Source organism: Nocardioides houyundeii (assembly GCF_002865585.1).
GTDB classification, from domain to species: domain Bacteria; phylum Actinomycetota; class Actinomycetes; order Propionibacteriales; family Nocardioidaceae; genus Nocardioides; species Nocardioides houyundeii.
In genome coordinates this window covers 3,356,128-3,370,926 of the sequence record NZ_CP025581.1, presented here as the reverse complement: position 1 = coordinate 3,370,926, position 14,799 = coordinate 3,356,128, and the positions used below count along the sequence as shown (strand labels likewise).

General features: G+C 71.2%; 8 protein-coding genes and 1 pseudogene. 6 read left to right on the top strand and 3 right to left on the bottom strand.

What is annotated here, in order from left to right; all coding sequences use genetic code 11:
* Positions 1 to 44: 44 nt before the first annotated feature.
* The 3 genes and pseudogenes from glgX to C0R66_RS16175 form a co-directional block, all read left to right on the top strand.
* A pseudogene (gene glgX / locus C0R66_RS16190) lies at positions 45 to 2,153 on the top strand (glycogen debranching protein GlgX); the annotation flags it as partial.
* 112 nt (positions 2,154 to 2,265) lie between these two features.
* Positions 2,266 to 6,462, top strand: a complete 4,197-nt coding sequence (gene treY / locus C0R66_RS19665) for a malto-oligosyltrehalose synthase (protein WP_241901486.1) — start codon at positions 2,266 to 2,268, stop codon at positions 6,460 to 6,462.
* A gap of 25 nt (positions 6,463 to 6,487) precedes the next feature.
* On the top strand, positions 6,488 to 7,924 hold the full coding sequence (locus C0R66_RS16175; RefSeq protein ID WP_101525570.1) for a phytoene desaturase family protein: 1,437 nt from the start codon (positions 6,488 to 6,490) through the stop codon (positions 7,922 to 7,924).
* Positions 7,925 to 7,943: 19 nt separating this feature from the next.
* Here C0R66_RS16175 and C0R66_RS16170 read toward each other — a convergent pair whose 3' ends face one another.
* The 3 genes from C0R66_RS16170 to C0R66_RS16160 form a co-directional block, all read right to left on the bottom strand.
* The gene (locus C0R66_RS16170; RefSeq protein ID WP_101525569.1) at positions 7,944 to 10,082 is read right to left on the bottom strand and encodes an alkaline phosphatase family protein; all 2,139 of its coding nucleotides are present in this window, start codon (positions 10,080 to 10,082) and stop codon (positions 7,944 to 7,946) included.
* Positions 10,083 to 10,304: 222 nt separating this feature from the next.
* Positions 10,305 to 10,994, bottom strand: a complete 690-nt coding sequence (locus C0R66_RS16165) for a phosphonatase-like hydrolase (RefSeq protein ID WP_101525568.1) — start codon at positions 10,992 to 10,994, stop codon at positions 10,305 to 10,307.
* On the bottom strand, positions 10,991 to 11,749 hold the full coding sequence (locus tag C0R66_RS16160; RefSeq protein WP_101525567.1) for a GntR family transcriptional regulator: 759 nt from the start codon (positions 11,747 to 11,749) through the stop codon (positions 10,991 to 10,993). The genes C0R66_RS16165 and C0R66_RS16160 overlap by 4 nt, the downstream gene beginning before the upstream one ends.
* 187 nt (positions 11,750 to 11,936) lie before the next feature.
* On the opposite strand from C0R66_RS16160, the gene C0R66_RS16155 reads away from it, so the two are divergent.
* The 3 genes from C0R66_RS16155 to C0R66_RS16145 are packed head-to-tail and all read left to right on the top strand — an operon-like array spanning position 11,937 to position 14,778.
* Positions 11,937 to 13,052, top strand: a complete 1,116-nt coding sequence (locus C0R66_RS16155; RefSeq protein WP_101525566.1) for a TIGR03364 family FAD-dependent oxidoreductase — start codon at positions 11,937 to 11,939, stop codon at positions 13,050 to 13,052.
* Positions 13,053 to 13,093: 41 nt separating this feature from the next.
* Entirely contained in the window at positions 13,094 to 14,008 is a 915-nt protein-coding gene (locus C0R66_RS16150) for a phosphate/phosphite/phosphonate ABC transporter substrate-binding protein (protein WP_101525565.1), read from the top strand.
* Positions 14,005 to 14,778 carry a phosphonate ABC transporter ATP-binding protein gene (locus C0R66_RS16145; protein ID WP_241901485.1) on the top strand — a complete coding sequence of 258 codons (774 nt, stop codon included), beginning with the start codon at positions 14,005 to 14,007 and terminating at the stop codon, positions 14,776 to 14,778. The genes C0R66_RS16150 and C0R66_RS16145 overlap by 4 nt, the downstream gene beginning before the upstream one ends.
* Positions 14,779 to 14,799: the final 21 nt, after the last annotated feature.

The window sequence follows — 14,799 nt, the reverse complement described above, 5'->3', positions numbered from 1 at the left end:
CGCCCCCAGGTGCCCTGCAGCCGAGTCTCCGAGGAGAGCCCACAGTGCACGTCTGGCCAGGATCCGCTTACCCGCTCGGTGCGACGTTCGACGGCAGCGGCACCAACTTCGCGCTGTTCAGCGAGGTGGCCGAGCGCGTCGAGCTGTGTCTGTTCGACGAGGACCGCAACGAGACGCGCATCGAGCTCACCGAGGTCGACGCGCACGTGTGGCACTGCTTCCTGCCACAGGTCCAGCCCGGGCAGCGCTACGGCTACCGGGTGCACGGGCCCTACGAGCCCGAGCGGGGCCTGCGCTGCAACCCCAACAAGCTGCTGCTCGACCCCTACGCCAAGGCGACGTACGGCGAGATCGAGTGGGACCAGTCGCTCTTCGGCTACAACTTCGGTGACGAGGACAGCCGCAACGACGAGGACTCCGCCGCGCACATGACGCTCGGCGTCGTGGTGAACCCCTTCTTCGACTGGGAGGGCGACCGGCGGCTCGCGGTGCCCTACAACGAGTCCGTGATCTACGAGGCGCACGTCAAGGGCCTGACCCAGCTCCACCCCGAGGTGCCCGAGGAGCAGCGCGGCACCTACGCCGGTCTCGCGCACCCGGCCGTGACCGACCACCTCACCAAGCTCGGGGTGACCGCCATCGAGCTGATGCCGGTGCACCAGTTCGTCCAGGACTCCACACTCCTGGACAAGGGACTGCGCAACTACTGGGGCTACAACACCCTCGGCTTCTTCGCCCCGCACGCGGACTACGCCGCCAACCACCACGCCGGTCAGCAGGTCCAGGAGTTCAAGGGCATGGTCAAGACCATGCACGCCGCCGGCATCGAGGTGATCCTCGACGTGGTCTACAACCACACCGCCGAGGGCAACCACCTGGGCCCGACGCTGAGCATGAAGGGCATCGACAACGCTGCCTACTACCGGCTCGTCGACGACCAGCAGAACTACTACATGGACTACACCGGCACCGGGAACTCGCTCAACGCCGGCAACCCGCACTCGCTGCAGCTGATCATGGACTCGCTGCGCTACTGGGTCACCGAGATGCACGTCGACGGCTTCCGGTTCGACCTGGCCTCCGCGCTGGCCCGGGAGTTCTACGACGTCGACAAGCTGGCGACGTTCTTCGAGCTGGTGCAGCAGGACCCGGTGGTCAGCCAGGTCAAGCTGATCGCGGAGCCCTGGGACGTCGGCCCCGGCGGCTACCAGGTCGGCAACTTCCCGCCCCAGTGGACCGAGTGGAACGGCAAGTACCGCGACACGGTGCGCGACTTCTGGCGCGGCGAGCCGACCCTCGGCGAGTTCGCGAGCCGGATCTCCGGCTCCTCCGACCTCTACGAGCACTCCGGCCGCCGTCCGTTCGCCAGCATCAACTTCGTGACCGCGCACGACGGCTTCACGATGCGCGATCTCGTCTCCTACAACGAGAAGCACAACGAGGCCAACGGCGAGGACAACAACGACGGCGAGAGCCACAACCGGTCGCAGAACTTCGGTGTCGAGGGACCGACCGACGACATCGAGGTGCTCGCCCTGCGCGCGCGGGTGCAGCGCAACCTGATCGCCACGCTGCTGCTCAGCCAGGGCGTGCCGATGATCCTGCACGGCGACGAGATCGGTCGCACCCAGGACGGCAACAACAACACCTACGCCCAGGACTCCGAGATCAGCTGGGTGCACTGGGACCACGCGGACTGGCCGCTGGCCGAGTTCACCGCGGCGGTGGCCAAGCTGCGCGCCAACCACCCGACGTTCCGCCGCAAGAGGTTCTTCACCGGCAACACCGTGCGCACCGGCGACGGGGAACGGCTCAACGACATCATCTGGCTCCACCCCAACGGCGAGCCGATGGCCGAGGGCGACTGGACCGCGGAGGGTGCCAAGGCGATCGGCATGTACCTCAACGGCCACGGGATCGCAGGCATGGACGCCACCGGCAACCCGGTGGTCGACGACCACTTCCTGCTCTACTTCAACGCGGGGGCCGAGGAGATCGAGGTGACCCTGCCCAGCGAGGAGTACGCCGCCGGCTGGGAGGTGGTCGTGGACACCGCCGCCGCTCGGATCGACAACGAGGAGCTGTGGCCCGAGTCCACGCTGACGGTCGAGGGGCGCAGCCTCGTGGTGCTGTGCGAGTACTCCGAGCCGGAGACCGAGCCGGAGACCTCGGTCGCGGCGTCCCTGGTCGCGCTGGCGGACCCCGCCGCCGCGGCCTCGTCCCCTCGCGCACGGGACTGCGTCCGTGATGGCCGGCTCGCCCCGGGTGCCGACGAGCACCTACCGGCTGCAGATCACCGAGGAGTTCGACCTCCTGCAGGCCGCCCGGACCCTGGCCTACCTCCACGAGCTCGGGGTCGACTGGGTCTACCTGTCGCCGCTGCTGGCCTCGGAGTCCGGCAGCAACCACGGGTACGACGTGGCCGACCACCGGGCGATCGACCCCTCGCGGGGTCGCGCCTCGGGCCTGAGCGCCCTCTCCGCCGAGGCCCGGCGCCTGGGCATGGGCGTGCTCGTCGACATCGTGCCCAACCACGTGGGGGTGGCCCGCCCGTGGGAGAACGAGTGGTGGTGGCACGTGCTCACCCACGGCCCGGAGTCGCCGTACGCCGGGGCCTTCGACATCGACTGGGACGCCGGCGGGGGCCGGCTGCGGATCCCCGTCATCGGCGACGACGACCTCACCGAGACCGAGGCGGGCGAGACCCGGATCGAGAACCTGCGCGTCCTGGGCGGCGAGCTGCACTACCACGACCAGCGGTTCCCGCTGGCGCCCGGAACCGCCCACGACACCGGCCTGGAGGGCGAGGACGCGAACGACGTCCACTCCCGCCAGCACTACGAGCTGGTGCACTGGAAGCGGGCCGACGCCGAGCTCAACTACCGCCGCTTCTTCGCCGTCAACACCCTCGCCGCGATCCGGGTCGAGGAGCCGGAGTGGTTCGAGCGGAGCCACGCCGAGATCAGGCGCTGGTTCGACGAGGGACTGGTCGATGGTCTGCGCGTGGACCACCCGGACGGCCTGCGCGACCCGGCGAAGTACCTCGACGACCTGGCCGAGCTCACCGGCGGCGCCTACGTGCTGGTGGAGAAGATCACCGAGCCCGGTGAGGAGCTGCCGCGCTCCTGGGCGACCGCCGGCACCACCGGCTACGACGCGATGGCACTCGTCGACCGGGTGCTGGTGGACCCGGCCGGAGAAGCCCCGCTGGACGCGCTGGAGACCCGCCTGCGGGGCCAGGCCGTGGACTGGCCGGCGCTGATCCACGGCACCAAGCGCGAGGTCGCCGACGGCATCCTGGGGTCCGAGGTCGCGCGGATCAGCCGCGAGGCGGTGCACGTGCTGACCACCCAGGGCCACGCCGCCCCGGCGCTGGACCGGGTCGAGGACGCGATCGCCGAGGTCATCGCCTGTTTCCCCGTCTACCGCTCCTACCTCCCCGAGGGACACGAGCACCTGGACCACGCCCTGGCCGGTGCCCGGACGCACCGGCCCGACCTGGCCGAGGTGCTGGACGTGCTCACCCCGGTGCTCTCCGACGGTGCCGCCGACCCGACCAAGCGGTTCCAGCAGACCAGCGGCATGGTGATGGCCAAGGGCGTGGAGGACTGCGCCTTCTACCGCTGGTCGCGGCTGACCTCGCTCAACGAGGTGGGCGGCGACCCGAGCGTGTTCGCGCTCGCGCCGTCGTCGTTCCACGAGGCGATGGCGATGCGCGCCGAGCACTGGCCGCACGCGATGACGGCCGCCTCCACCCACGACACCAAGCGCGGTGAGGACGTCCGCGCCCGGATCAGCGTGCTCGCCGAGATCCCCGAGGTCTGGGACGCCGCCCTGACCCGGCTGCTCGAGCTGGTCCCGGTGCCGGACGCCGGCTTCGCCAGCCTGCTGTGGCAGGCGGTGCTCGGCGCCTGGCCAGCGATGGTCGAAGGCTCCGTCGAGGACACCTACCGCGCCCGGCTGCACGGCTACGCCGAGAAGGCGATGCGGGAGGCCGGGGACAACACCACCTGGACCGCCCCGGAGGCCGAGTTCGAGGCGGCCGTGCACGCCTGCGTCGACGCCGCCTTCGACGACGAGCAGGTCCGCCAGGTCCTCTCCGAGCTGCTCGAGGCGGTCGCGGCCGCCGGCTGGATCAACTCGCTGAGCGCCAAGCTGATCGGGCTGACCATCCCCGGCGCGCCCGACGTCTACCAGGGCAGCGAGCTGTGGGAGCAGAGCCTGGTCGACCCCGACAACCGTCGCCCCGTGGACTTCGAGGAGCGGATCGCCCGGCTCAAGGAGCTGCGTGCCGGGGTGCGGCCCCACGTCCGGGCCCACGCGGACGACGACGGTGCGGTCAAGCTGCTGCTCACCCACCTGGCGCTCACCGCCAGGCGGGACCACCCGGAGTGGTTCGACGGCTACACCGCGCTGACCGCGAGCGGCCCCGCGGAGGACCACGTGCTCGCCTTCGACCGAGGCAGCGAGGGTGGCACCGAGGGTGGCGGCGCGATCACCGTGGCCACCCGGCTCCCGGTGGGCCTGGTGCGGCGCGGTGGCTGGGGCGAGACCACGCTCGCGGTGCCGCCGGGTCAGTGGCGCGACCTGCTCACCGGCCGCCGGGTCCGCCCCGACAGCGACGGGCAGGTCGAGGTGGCCCACCTGCTGGCCGACTACCCGGTCGCGCTGCTGGTGCCCGAGGGCGAGCAGGGTCGCGGACGCTTCGACGTCTGGGCCCCGCGCGCCGAGACCCTGGAGCTGGTGGTCGCGCTCGGCGATGCCGGCAACGCCGAGCACACCCGGACCGTGCCGATGGAGCGGGGCGAGGACGACTGGTGGGCCCCGGTCGGACCCGAGCCGCTGGGCGAGACCGACTACGGCTACCGGATCGACGGCGCCGACCAGGTGCTGCCCGACCCGAGGTCGCGGCGGCTGCCGCACGGGGTGCACGCGCTCTCGCGCACCTTCGACCCCACGACGTACCGCTGGGACGACGCGGGGTGGACGGGTCGGCAGCTCGCCGGCTCGGTCATCTACGAGCTGCACCTGGGCACCTTCACGCCCGAGGGCACCCTGGACGCGGCCACCACCCGGCTGCCGCACCTGAAGGAGATCGGCGTCGACTTCGTCGAGCTGCTCCCGGTCAACGGCTTCAACGGCGTCCACAACTGGGGGTACGACGGTGTCGCCTGGTTCACCGTCCACGAGGCGTACGGCGGTCCCGCGGCCTACCAGCGGTTCGTCGACGCCTGCCACGCGGCCGGCATCGGCGTCATCCAGGACGTGGTCTACAACCACCTCGGGCCCTCGGGGAACTACCTGCCGCAGTTCGCGCCGTACCTGACCGAGGGGCGCAACACCTGGGGCGACCTGGTCAACCTGGACCGTGAGGGCAGCGACGAGGTGCGGGCCTACATCCTGGACAACCTGGCGATGTGGTTCACCGACTACCACGTCGACGGGCTGCGGCTCGACGCCGTGCACGCCCTGCAGGACACCTCCCAGACCCACCTGCTGGAGGAGATGGCGGTGCTGGCGGCCCGGCTCTCGGCGCACCAGCGCCGACCGCTGACGCTGATCGCGGAGTCCGACCTCAACGACCCCACGCTGATCACTCCCCGCGAGGGTGGCGGCTACGGGCTGGACGCGCAGTGGAGCGACGACTTCCACCACGCGGTGCACGTGGCGCTGACCGGTGAGACGACCGGCTACTACGCCGACTTCGAGCCGCTCGCGGCACTGGCGAAGGTCTGCGAGCGCGGGTTCTTCCACGACGGCACGTTCTCCTCGTTCCGGGACCGCGAGCACGGCAAGCCGATCGACACCGCGACGATGCCCGCGTGGCGGCTGGTGGTGGCCAACCAGAACCACGACCAGATCGGGAACCGTGCGGCGGGCGACCGGCTCACGGCCCACCTGGACGAGGACCAGCTGGCCGTGGCGGCGTTGCTCACGTTGACCGGTCCGTTCACCCCGATGCTCTTCCAGGGGGAGGAGTGGGCGGCCTCGACGCCGTTCGTCTTCTTCACCTCCCACCCGGAGACCGAGCTCGGCCGGATCGTCAGCGAGGGCCGGCTCGAGGAGTTCGTGCGGATGGACTGGGACCCGAGCACCGTCCCGGACCCCCAGGACCCGCAGACGTTCACCTCCTCCAAGCTGGACTGGGACGAGCAGGCACAGGGGCGTCACGCCCGGCTGCTGGCGGTCTACCGGGAGCTGGCGGGGTTGCGCCGGGAGCTGCTCGAGATCACCGACCCGGACATGCGCAGCACCGTCTGCTCCTACGACGAGGAGGCGCGCTGGTTCGTGATGCGCCGGGGCCGGGTCGCGGTGGTGGTCAACCTCGCCGACGAGGCCCAGACGGTCGACCTGGGCGAGGACCACACGCTGCGCTGGGCGACTCCGGCGGGCGCGACGGTCGTGCCCGGTGGCGTCGAGCTGCCGGCGCACGCGGGTGCGGTGCTGCTGCCGCTGGACTGAGGCCGGGCGTGGGAGGGTCAGCGACGTGACTTCCCGCGGGCACCGGCGCAGCAACCGTGCGGTCGTGGTCGGCAGCGGGCCCAACGGGCTCGCTGCCGCTCTCACCCTGGCCGCCGAGGGACTCGAGGTGGAGGTGCTCGAGGCTGCCGACACCGTCGGCGGCGGCACCCGCAGCAGTGAGCTGACGCTGCCCGGGCTGCTGCACGACGAGTGCTCGGGCTTCCACCCTCTTGCCGTGGACACCCCGCTCGCCCGGCGCTTCGACCTCGGCGCGCACGGCCTGACCTGGCGCTGGCCCGAGGTGCAGTACTCACACCCGCTCGACGGTGGCCGCGGTGCCGCCGCCCGGCGCTCGGTCTCCGAGACGGCTGACGGCCTGGGCGTCGACGGCAGGGGCTGGGAGCAGGTCTTCGGCCCCCTGACGGATCGCTTCGACGACATCGCCGAGGACTTCCTGCGGCCGATGCTGCACGTGCCGAGGCACCCGGTGCCGCTGATGAGGTTCGGTGCGCTGTCGGTGCTGCCGACCGCCGTGCTGGCCAGGCGCTGGCAGGGCGAGGAGGCCCGGGCACTCTTCGCCGGAGTCGCCGCGCACGCCCTGCGTCCCTTCGGCAGCCCGGTCTCCGCGGCGATCGGGATCGCGCTCGGCACCGCCGCCCACCGCCACGGCTGGCCGGTCGCGGAAGGCGGTTCGGGTGCCATCGCGGCCGCGATGACCTCGCTGCTCGGCTCGCTGGGCGGCACCGTGCGCACCGGGGTGGAGGTCACCTCCCTGGCCGAGCTCGGCGCCGCCGACGTGGTGCTGCTCGACGTCGCCCCGGCCGCCGCGGCCCGCATCGTCGGGGACGCCATGCCACGCAGGATCTCCCGGGCGCTGACCCGCTACCGGCACGGCCCCGGTGTCTTCAAGGTCGAGCTGGCGGTGGACGAAGGGGTGCCGTGGACGCACCGGGAGTCCCGCCTCGCCGGCACCGTCCACCTCGGCGGCACCCTCGAGGAGATCGCCGCCGCGGAGCGCGAGGTGCACCTGGGCCGGATGCCGGAGCGGCCCTTCGTGCTGGTCGGGCAGCAGTTCCTCGCCGACCCCGCCCGCGCCGTCGGGGACGTCGTACCCGTGTATGCGTATGCCCACGTGCCGGCCGGGTGGACCGGGGACGCGACGGCGGCGATCGAGGCGCAGATCGAGCGGTTCGCGCCCGGGTTTCGTGACCGGGTGCTGGCCCGGCACGTGCGCTCCGCGGTGCAGATGGAGCAGCACAACCCCAACTACGTCGGGGGTGACGTGGTCACCGGCGCCAACGACCCGTGGCAGCTGGTCTTCCGCCCGCGCCTGGCGCTGGACCCCTACCGGCTCGGAGTGCCGGGGGTCTATCTCTGCTCGGCGGCTACGCCGCCCGGAGCGGGGGCGCACGGCATGTGCGGCTGGAACGCCGCGCGTTCCGCCCTGCGCGACTTGGGCTGACCCCGCCCCGGCCGGCGCCTCAGCGCACCACTGAGGTGGACTTCGAGGCCCGGGTCAACGTCGCGAAGCCGGGCTTGGTGCCCGTCACCTCGACCCGGATCCGCTCACCGCGGTGCCGCTTGGTCAGCTCCAGCACCTGGCTGGTCGCGCCGGCCAGCGCCCGTCGACCGGCGTACCACTGATAGTGGAGTTCGACCCCGGTTGGCGACCACCTGCCCGGGACGGCCACGAGAAGCTCACGGGGGTGTGGCCGACCCACGATCGTCGGCGGCGCGGCGGTGAGGGTGCCCAGCTTGGTCGGACGTGCGACGGTGACGGAGCTGACCGCGTCCTTCTCCCCGAAGTACTCCAGGTCCCCCTGACTGACGTCGACGACTTCGAAGGTCGCCTGGTCCGCGTACTGGGCGTAGGCGCGGAACCTGGCCACGCCGGCCGCGTCCGTGACCTGCTCGAGCGGGGTGGTCCGACCGTCGAACCGCAGACGCGCGGAGACGGTCGCGCCCTTGACGGGCGCGCCGGCGGTCGTGGTGACCGACACCGCGGCGTCGACCTGCCACGGGGTGGCCGGTCCCGGCACGTCCAGGGAGGTGACGGAGGTGTCGATGGCGGACACCGCCAGCTCCGACTCGGGCAGCTGGGCCACGTCGATCTGGTCGATCGTCCAGAAGTAGCTGTTGGTGCCGTAGTAGCGGAAGCGCAGCCGCAGCTCGGAGGCGCCGCGGGGAACCGCGATGTCGACGATCTCGTTGGCGTTGGTGTTGCTCGCGGCACTGTCGCCGTAGGTCTTGACCAGCTGGGGCTCCCCGCCGTCCCAGACCGCGTAGATCTCGCCGCGCTGGGTGCTGCCGTCCCACTGGTAGTTCGTCGCGTACGACAGCTTGACCTTGCCCCCGCCCTCGATCGGGTACGCCGGGCTGACCAGCGTGGAGTCGAAGGCACCGGGTGCGTGCGCCTTGTCGTCCCACTCGTCGGAGTCCGCGACGGCGAACACGTCGCGGTTGCGCACCGACGTCTCGCGCTTCTGATTCAGCTCGATGTTCGTCCAGAAGTCGTCGGTGACGAAGGTCCAGCCCCGCAGCTCGGTGACGCCGCCTTCGGGCATCGCGGAGTTGTCGATCGACCAGCCAGCTGGAGCCTCGTGGGTCCAGCCCAGTGTGTCGGCGCCGGGGCGGGTCTCGTCGACCTGGGTCCGCAGCGCAGGCCGCAGCGCGTCGAACGCGTCCGGCTCCAGCGCGGGCAGCGGCCGACCGTCCAGGCGCCATTCGGGGTCGACCTCGACGCCGAGGTGGTCGAGGACGGTCGGTGCGATGTCGACCAGCTTGACGTCGTGGCGCCGGACCCCCGGCTCCGTGCCGGGACCGGTCGCGATGACGAACGAGCTGCGCTCGTCCCGGGAGCTGCCACCGTGACCACCGGTGCTGGTGTGGCCGTGATCGGCGGTCAGGATCACTTGCCAGCGCTCCTGGGCGTAGCTCGCACGGCCCTCCACCGCATCGAGGAGGGTCCGGATCTGCTGGTCGACCTCGGCCAGCTGCGTGGCGTACTGAGGGCTGGCGTTGCCGAAGGAGTGGCCCGCCCCGTCGACCTCGTCGAGGTGGACGAACGTCGCGTCGGGGTTGCCGTGGGCCAGGTAGTCGCTGGCCTGTTCGGTCGTGCCGGCGTCGTCGGCACCCGAGATCCGCACGTCGGCACCGGTGAAGATCTGCTGGGGGACCGGCCCCCAGGTGCCGACGACGAGGGTCGAGATCGCGGGGTTCGCCGCCTCGAGCCTGGTCAGGTAGTCGGGGAAGCCCGCCGCGTCGCGCTCGGCGAAGGCGTTGTCGACCACCTTGTGCTTGTCGGGCCAGACGCCGGTCGCGATCGACGTCCAAGCGGGACCGGAGACGGTGGGCGCCAACGGCTCGGCGTACAGGTTGAAGGTCGATGAGGTGCCCTGGGCCACCAGGCCCTCGAACGTGGGGAGGTCGAGCGCGTCCCACTTGTTGAACATCGCGCCGTCGACGCCGATGACGAGGGACTTCTCGACGAGGACGCCCCCAGGCAGTCCCTCGTTTTCCGCGCCCGTCGCGGGAGCGCTGACTCCCGCGACGACGAGGGGCAGGACCGCAGCCGTGGCGACCGCCGCGCCTGTGGCCCGGAGCCGTGGATTGAGTTTCATGTGCTTGCCTCCATGCGGGTTCGAGTGGCCCGACCAGGCGGTCGCGCCACCGGTGAACCTGCTCTGCGGGCGGCGGGTGGTCAACGGTTCCGAACAACTTGTATGCACAAGTTCTACTGCCGTTTACGAAGGTGTTGTCCCGTTCCCGGGCAGAGTGGGGCACGCGATCGCCGGACCTATGTGGACAATCCTCAGCGGCCGCGCACGGACCGGAGGCAAGGCTCATGCCAGGGTCGTGAGCTCCGCCGCCGAGTGGAGCAGGTGGGTGTGCGGGTGCTCGGCCAGCTGGTCGAGCGAGAACGAACCGGTGCCGACGCCGAGCACGTAGCCGGCACCCGCGTTGGTGCCTGCAAGCAGGTCATTGGGTGTGTCACCTGCGACCAGGACCCTCCGGATGTCGGTGACGCCGGTCGCCTCCAGGCACCTGAAGACGAGGTAGGGCGCAGGCCTGGACGTCGGGACCAGGTCGGATGTGACGACGGCGTCGATCAGCGCGGAGTCCCCGCTGGTCGGCCAGTCCAGGCCATCGAGGATCGACGCGGCGATCTCGGCCGTGTAGCCGGTCTGGAGACAGACCTTGACCCCGGTCTCGCGCAGGACCTCGAACATCTCCACGATCCCGGCGAACGGAGTCGGCGGCGTGGCCCGGTAGGTCGCGATCAGCCGCTCGGTGAAGGCGTCGTGCACCACGCGGACGTGTCCCTCGGAGGCATCGGCGCCCAGGTCGGCCAGCAGCCCGGCGATGGCCTCGCTCTTGGAGGTTCCCTTCCACGAGGCGAGCAGCGGCCCCGGCACCGCCTCACCGACGGCATCGGCGACGGTCGCCGCGAGCACTTCGTAGACCAGGCCCCCCTCGTCGACGGTGGTGCCGGCCATGTCGAGGGCGACGAGGTCGAGCGCAGGCGTGGTCATGAGGTCTCCTTGATGATTCGAAGGTCGTGGTTCACCCCGGTCGATGCCGGGCGGGCGTTGTCGATGGTGAAGGTGACCCGGTCGGGCCGGTAGCGGTCGTCGCCGTACTCCAGCGGGGTGCCGTCGGAGGACGTGGTCCGTCGTCGTTCGCGCAGCAGCGGCGCCCCGACCTCGACCTCGAGCTGGTCGGCGTCGATCTCGTCGGCGGCGACGGCGTCCATCGTGTGTCTGGCCGAGTAGAGGTCGACACCGTGTGTGGCCAGGTGCGCGTAGATGGAGCCCTGGTCGGGATCGAAGTCGAACAGCAGTCGGCCGACGGCCTCGACGAAGGTGGCGCGCTCGAGCATCGCCGGCTCGCCGTCGAGGAGGCGGAGTCGAAGGACCTCGATCACCGGGGTGCCGTCGGGGACGTCGAGCGCGCTGGCCGCCACCGCGGATGCCCCTCGCCGGGCGATCTCGAGCGTCCGCTGGCCGGGGGTCCGCCCGACCTGGTGGGCCCACGCGGTGAACGAGAGCAGGTTCTCGAACGGCTGGCCGACAGCGGTGTCGCGGACCACCGGCGGACGGCCCTGGCCACCGCCGATCAGACCCTCGTGCCGCAGGGCTGCCAGGGCGCTGCGGATCGTGCCGCGAGAGGCGCCGAACTGCTCGCCCAGCCTTGCCTCGGACGGGAGCGAGGTCCCCGGGGGCAGCTCGCTGGTGAGGATCAGATCGCGCAGCTGGGCCGCGACCTGTGAGTGCAGCGGGGTGGGCATCCGGCGTTCTCCTCGTGCTCGGCTCGATGTCACCCGACCGTACATCTTGAACAGACAAGTGGCGGCACGAGTGTGATGGACGCTAGCCAAACGGCGGGGATTGCAAAGGAAACCCCTGGTGAACTTGTTCATACAGGTCGGTGTACCTCATTGACGAGGGCTGGCTCGTCCGGTCAGCGTTGCCGTCATGACCATCTCCGCTCCCACCGACCTGGCCGTCGTCGGCGCCGGCATCGTCGGGCTCGCCCACGCCGTCGCCGCCACCGAACGCGGCCTCCGCGTCACCGTGCTCGAGCGGGACCAGCGCGCGGTCGGCGCCTCCCTGCGCAACTTCGGCCACGTCTGCACGACGGCTCAGACCGGGACCGCGCTGGAGTACGCATGGGAGGCTCGCGACCACTGGCTGCGGCTCGGGGAGAAGGCGAGCTTCCCGGTGACCGAGTGCGGGACGGTGGTGGTGGCCCGCAGTGCGGCCGAGCTCGCCGTGCTGGAGGAGTTCGCGGCCGAACGCGGTGAGGACCAGGTCCGCCTGCTGGACGCCTCCGGGGTCGGGTCCGTGGTCCCGGGCCTCGCCACCGGCGTCCTCGGCGGTGCGCATCTGCGCCTCGACCTGCGGGTGGACCCACGTGTCGCGGTCCCTGCCCTCACGCGCTGGCTCGAGAAGGAGGGCGTGGACATCCGCTGGGGGACTCACGTCGGAGCCATCGAGCCAGGGCTCGTCCGCACGTCGCAGGGTGACCTGCGGGCGTCCCGGATCGTGCATGCCACCGGCCATGATCTCGACCGGCTGTTCCCCGCGGTCGCCGCCGAGCACGAGGTGCGTCGGTGCCGCCTGCACATGTTCGAGGTCGCGCCGCCGGGCGGTGTCCGGATCGACCCGGCGGTGCTCACCGGCACCGCGATGCTGCGGTACGGCGGCCTCGCCTCCTGTCCTTCCGCAGCTGCGGTCCGGGCCGAGCTGGTCGAGCGCACGCCGGAGCTGCTCGACGTCGAGATGAACCTGATGCTGACGCAGCGTCCGGACGGCGCGATCGTGCTCGGCGACACCCATCACTACGAGCGCACGTCGACCCCCTTCGAGGACGAGGCGGTGAGCGCGCTCGTGCTGCGCGAGGCCGGCCGGCTGTTCGGTGCCGAGCTCGCCGTGCTCCGCCGTTGGCGCGGCGTCTACGCGCACTCGCCGAGCACCGATTTCGTCACTGCCTCGCCGGAACCCGGCGTCCGGGTCGTGTCGGTCACCTCGGGCATCGGCATGACCACCGCGTTCGGTCTCGCCCAGGCCGTGATCGACCAGCTGTTCTGACCTGCCCACGTCACCCTCTCGCCCTATTCCAAGGAGAAGTCATGTTCCAGTCCCGCAAGCTCGCCCTCGTCGCTGGTCTCGCCGCACTCACGTTGGGGCTCACCGCCTGCGGCGGGGGCGACGACGCCGAGGCCGCCGCCGCCGACATCTGCCCCGGTGGCAAGGTGCGCTTCGGCATCGAGCCCTACGAGGACCCCGCCACGCTGATCCCGATCTATGAGGAGCTCGGCAAGGCGCTCGAGGAGAAGCTCGACTGTCCCGTCGAGCTCAGCGTCGCCGACAGCTACGTCGCCGAGATCCTCGCCATGAAGAACGAGCAGCTGGAGATCGGTCAGTTCGGGCCCCTGGGCTACGTGTTCGCCCACGAGCAGGCCGGTGCGATCCCTGTGGTGTCGTTCGCAGCCGAGGACGGTTCGCTCTCCTCCTACACCGGTGGACTCTGGGTCCCGAAGGGCTCCGAGATCACCGACATCGAGGGTCTCGCGGGCCACACGTTGGCGCTCTCCGAGCCGGGCTCCACCTCCGGGGATGCCGTGCCCCGCAAGGCGCTGATCGACGCCGGCGTGGATGGCGAGGTGACGGTGGACTACGCCGGGGGGCACACCGAGGCGCTCCTGGCCCTGACTCACGGCAAGGTCGAGGCTGCGGAGATCAACTCCCAGACACTGGCGGCCGCGGAGGCCGAAGGCATGTTCGACCCGGCGGACTTCGTCCAGATCTGGGAGTCCGAGCCGATCGCCAACGACCCGATCACGGTCGCGCCGCACACCAGCGAGGAGTTCCGTGCGGCGGTGCAGGAGGCGCTGCTCAACCTGGACCCGGAGACGGTGGCGCCCATCGGCGAGTACCTGGACTTCACCCCCGGTGAGAACCCGATGGTCGAGGTCGACGAGAAGACCTACCAGCCGGTCGTGGACCTGGCCGAGACGCTCGGCCTGACCGAGGACGACCTGTGACCGAGATCGACACCATGGTGCCTCGGGCAGGACTGAACCTGTCGATCCGTGGGCTCGACAAGTCGTACGGCGCCACGACCGTCCTGTCCGGCTTCGACCTAGACGTGCGAAGCGGGGAGCTGGTGACGCTGCTCGGCGCGAACGGCTCGGGGAAGTCGACGGCCCTGCGGTGCGTCGTCGGGCTCACCGAGCCGTCGGCCGGGACCATCACCGTCGGCGACCAGGTCGTCCTACCGGGCCGCCCGGTGCGCGCGGTCGCGATGGTGTTCCAGCGAATCCACCTGGTGCCGCGTCGCACCGTGCTCGACAACGTGTGTGCCGGGGCGCTTGCTCGGATACCGCTCAGCCGCTCCTGGTCGCCGTGGGCGATTCCGTCCGAGATCCGGGAGGAGGCGATGGCCTGTCTGGAGCGGGTGGGACTCGCTGATCGGCCGCACACGCGCGCGGGTCGCCTGTCTGGCGGCCAGCAGCAGCGGGTGGCGGTCGCGCGTGCGCTGTGTCAGCGCGCGCGGGTGCTGCTCGCCGACGAGCCGGTCTCCGCGCTCGACCCGGCAGCGGCAGAGCAGGTGATGCGTCTGCTCCGCTCCCTGGCCGATGAGGGGATGGCCGTCGCGGCAGTCCTGCACCAGCCAGACCTGGCTCGGCGACACGCCGACCGCGTAGTCGGTCTGCGACAGGGCCGGATCGCGTTCACCTCCTCGCCCCAGCACCTTGACGACAGTCTGGTGGCGGAGCTCTACGAGCCAGACCTCGCGGCGAGTCTGCTGTGAGGAGTGTGGGGGTCTCTAGCG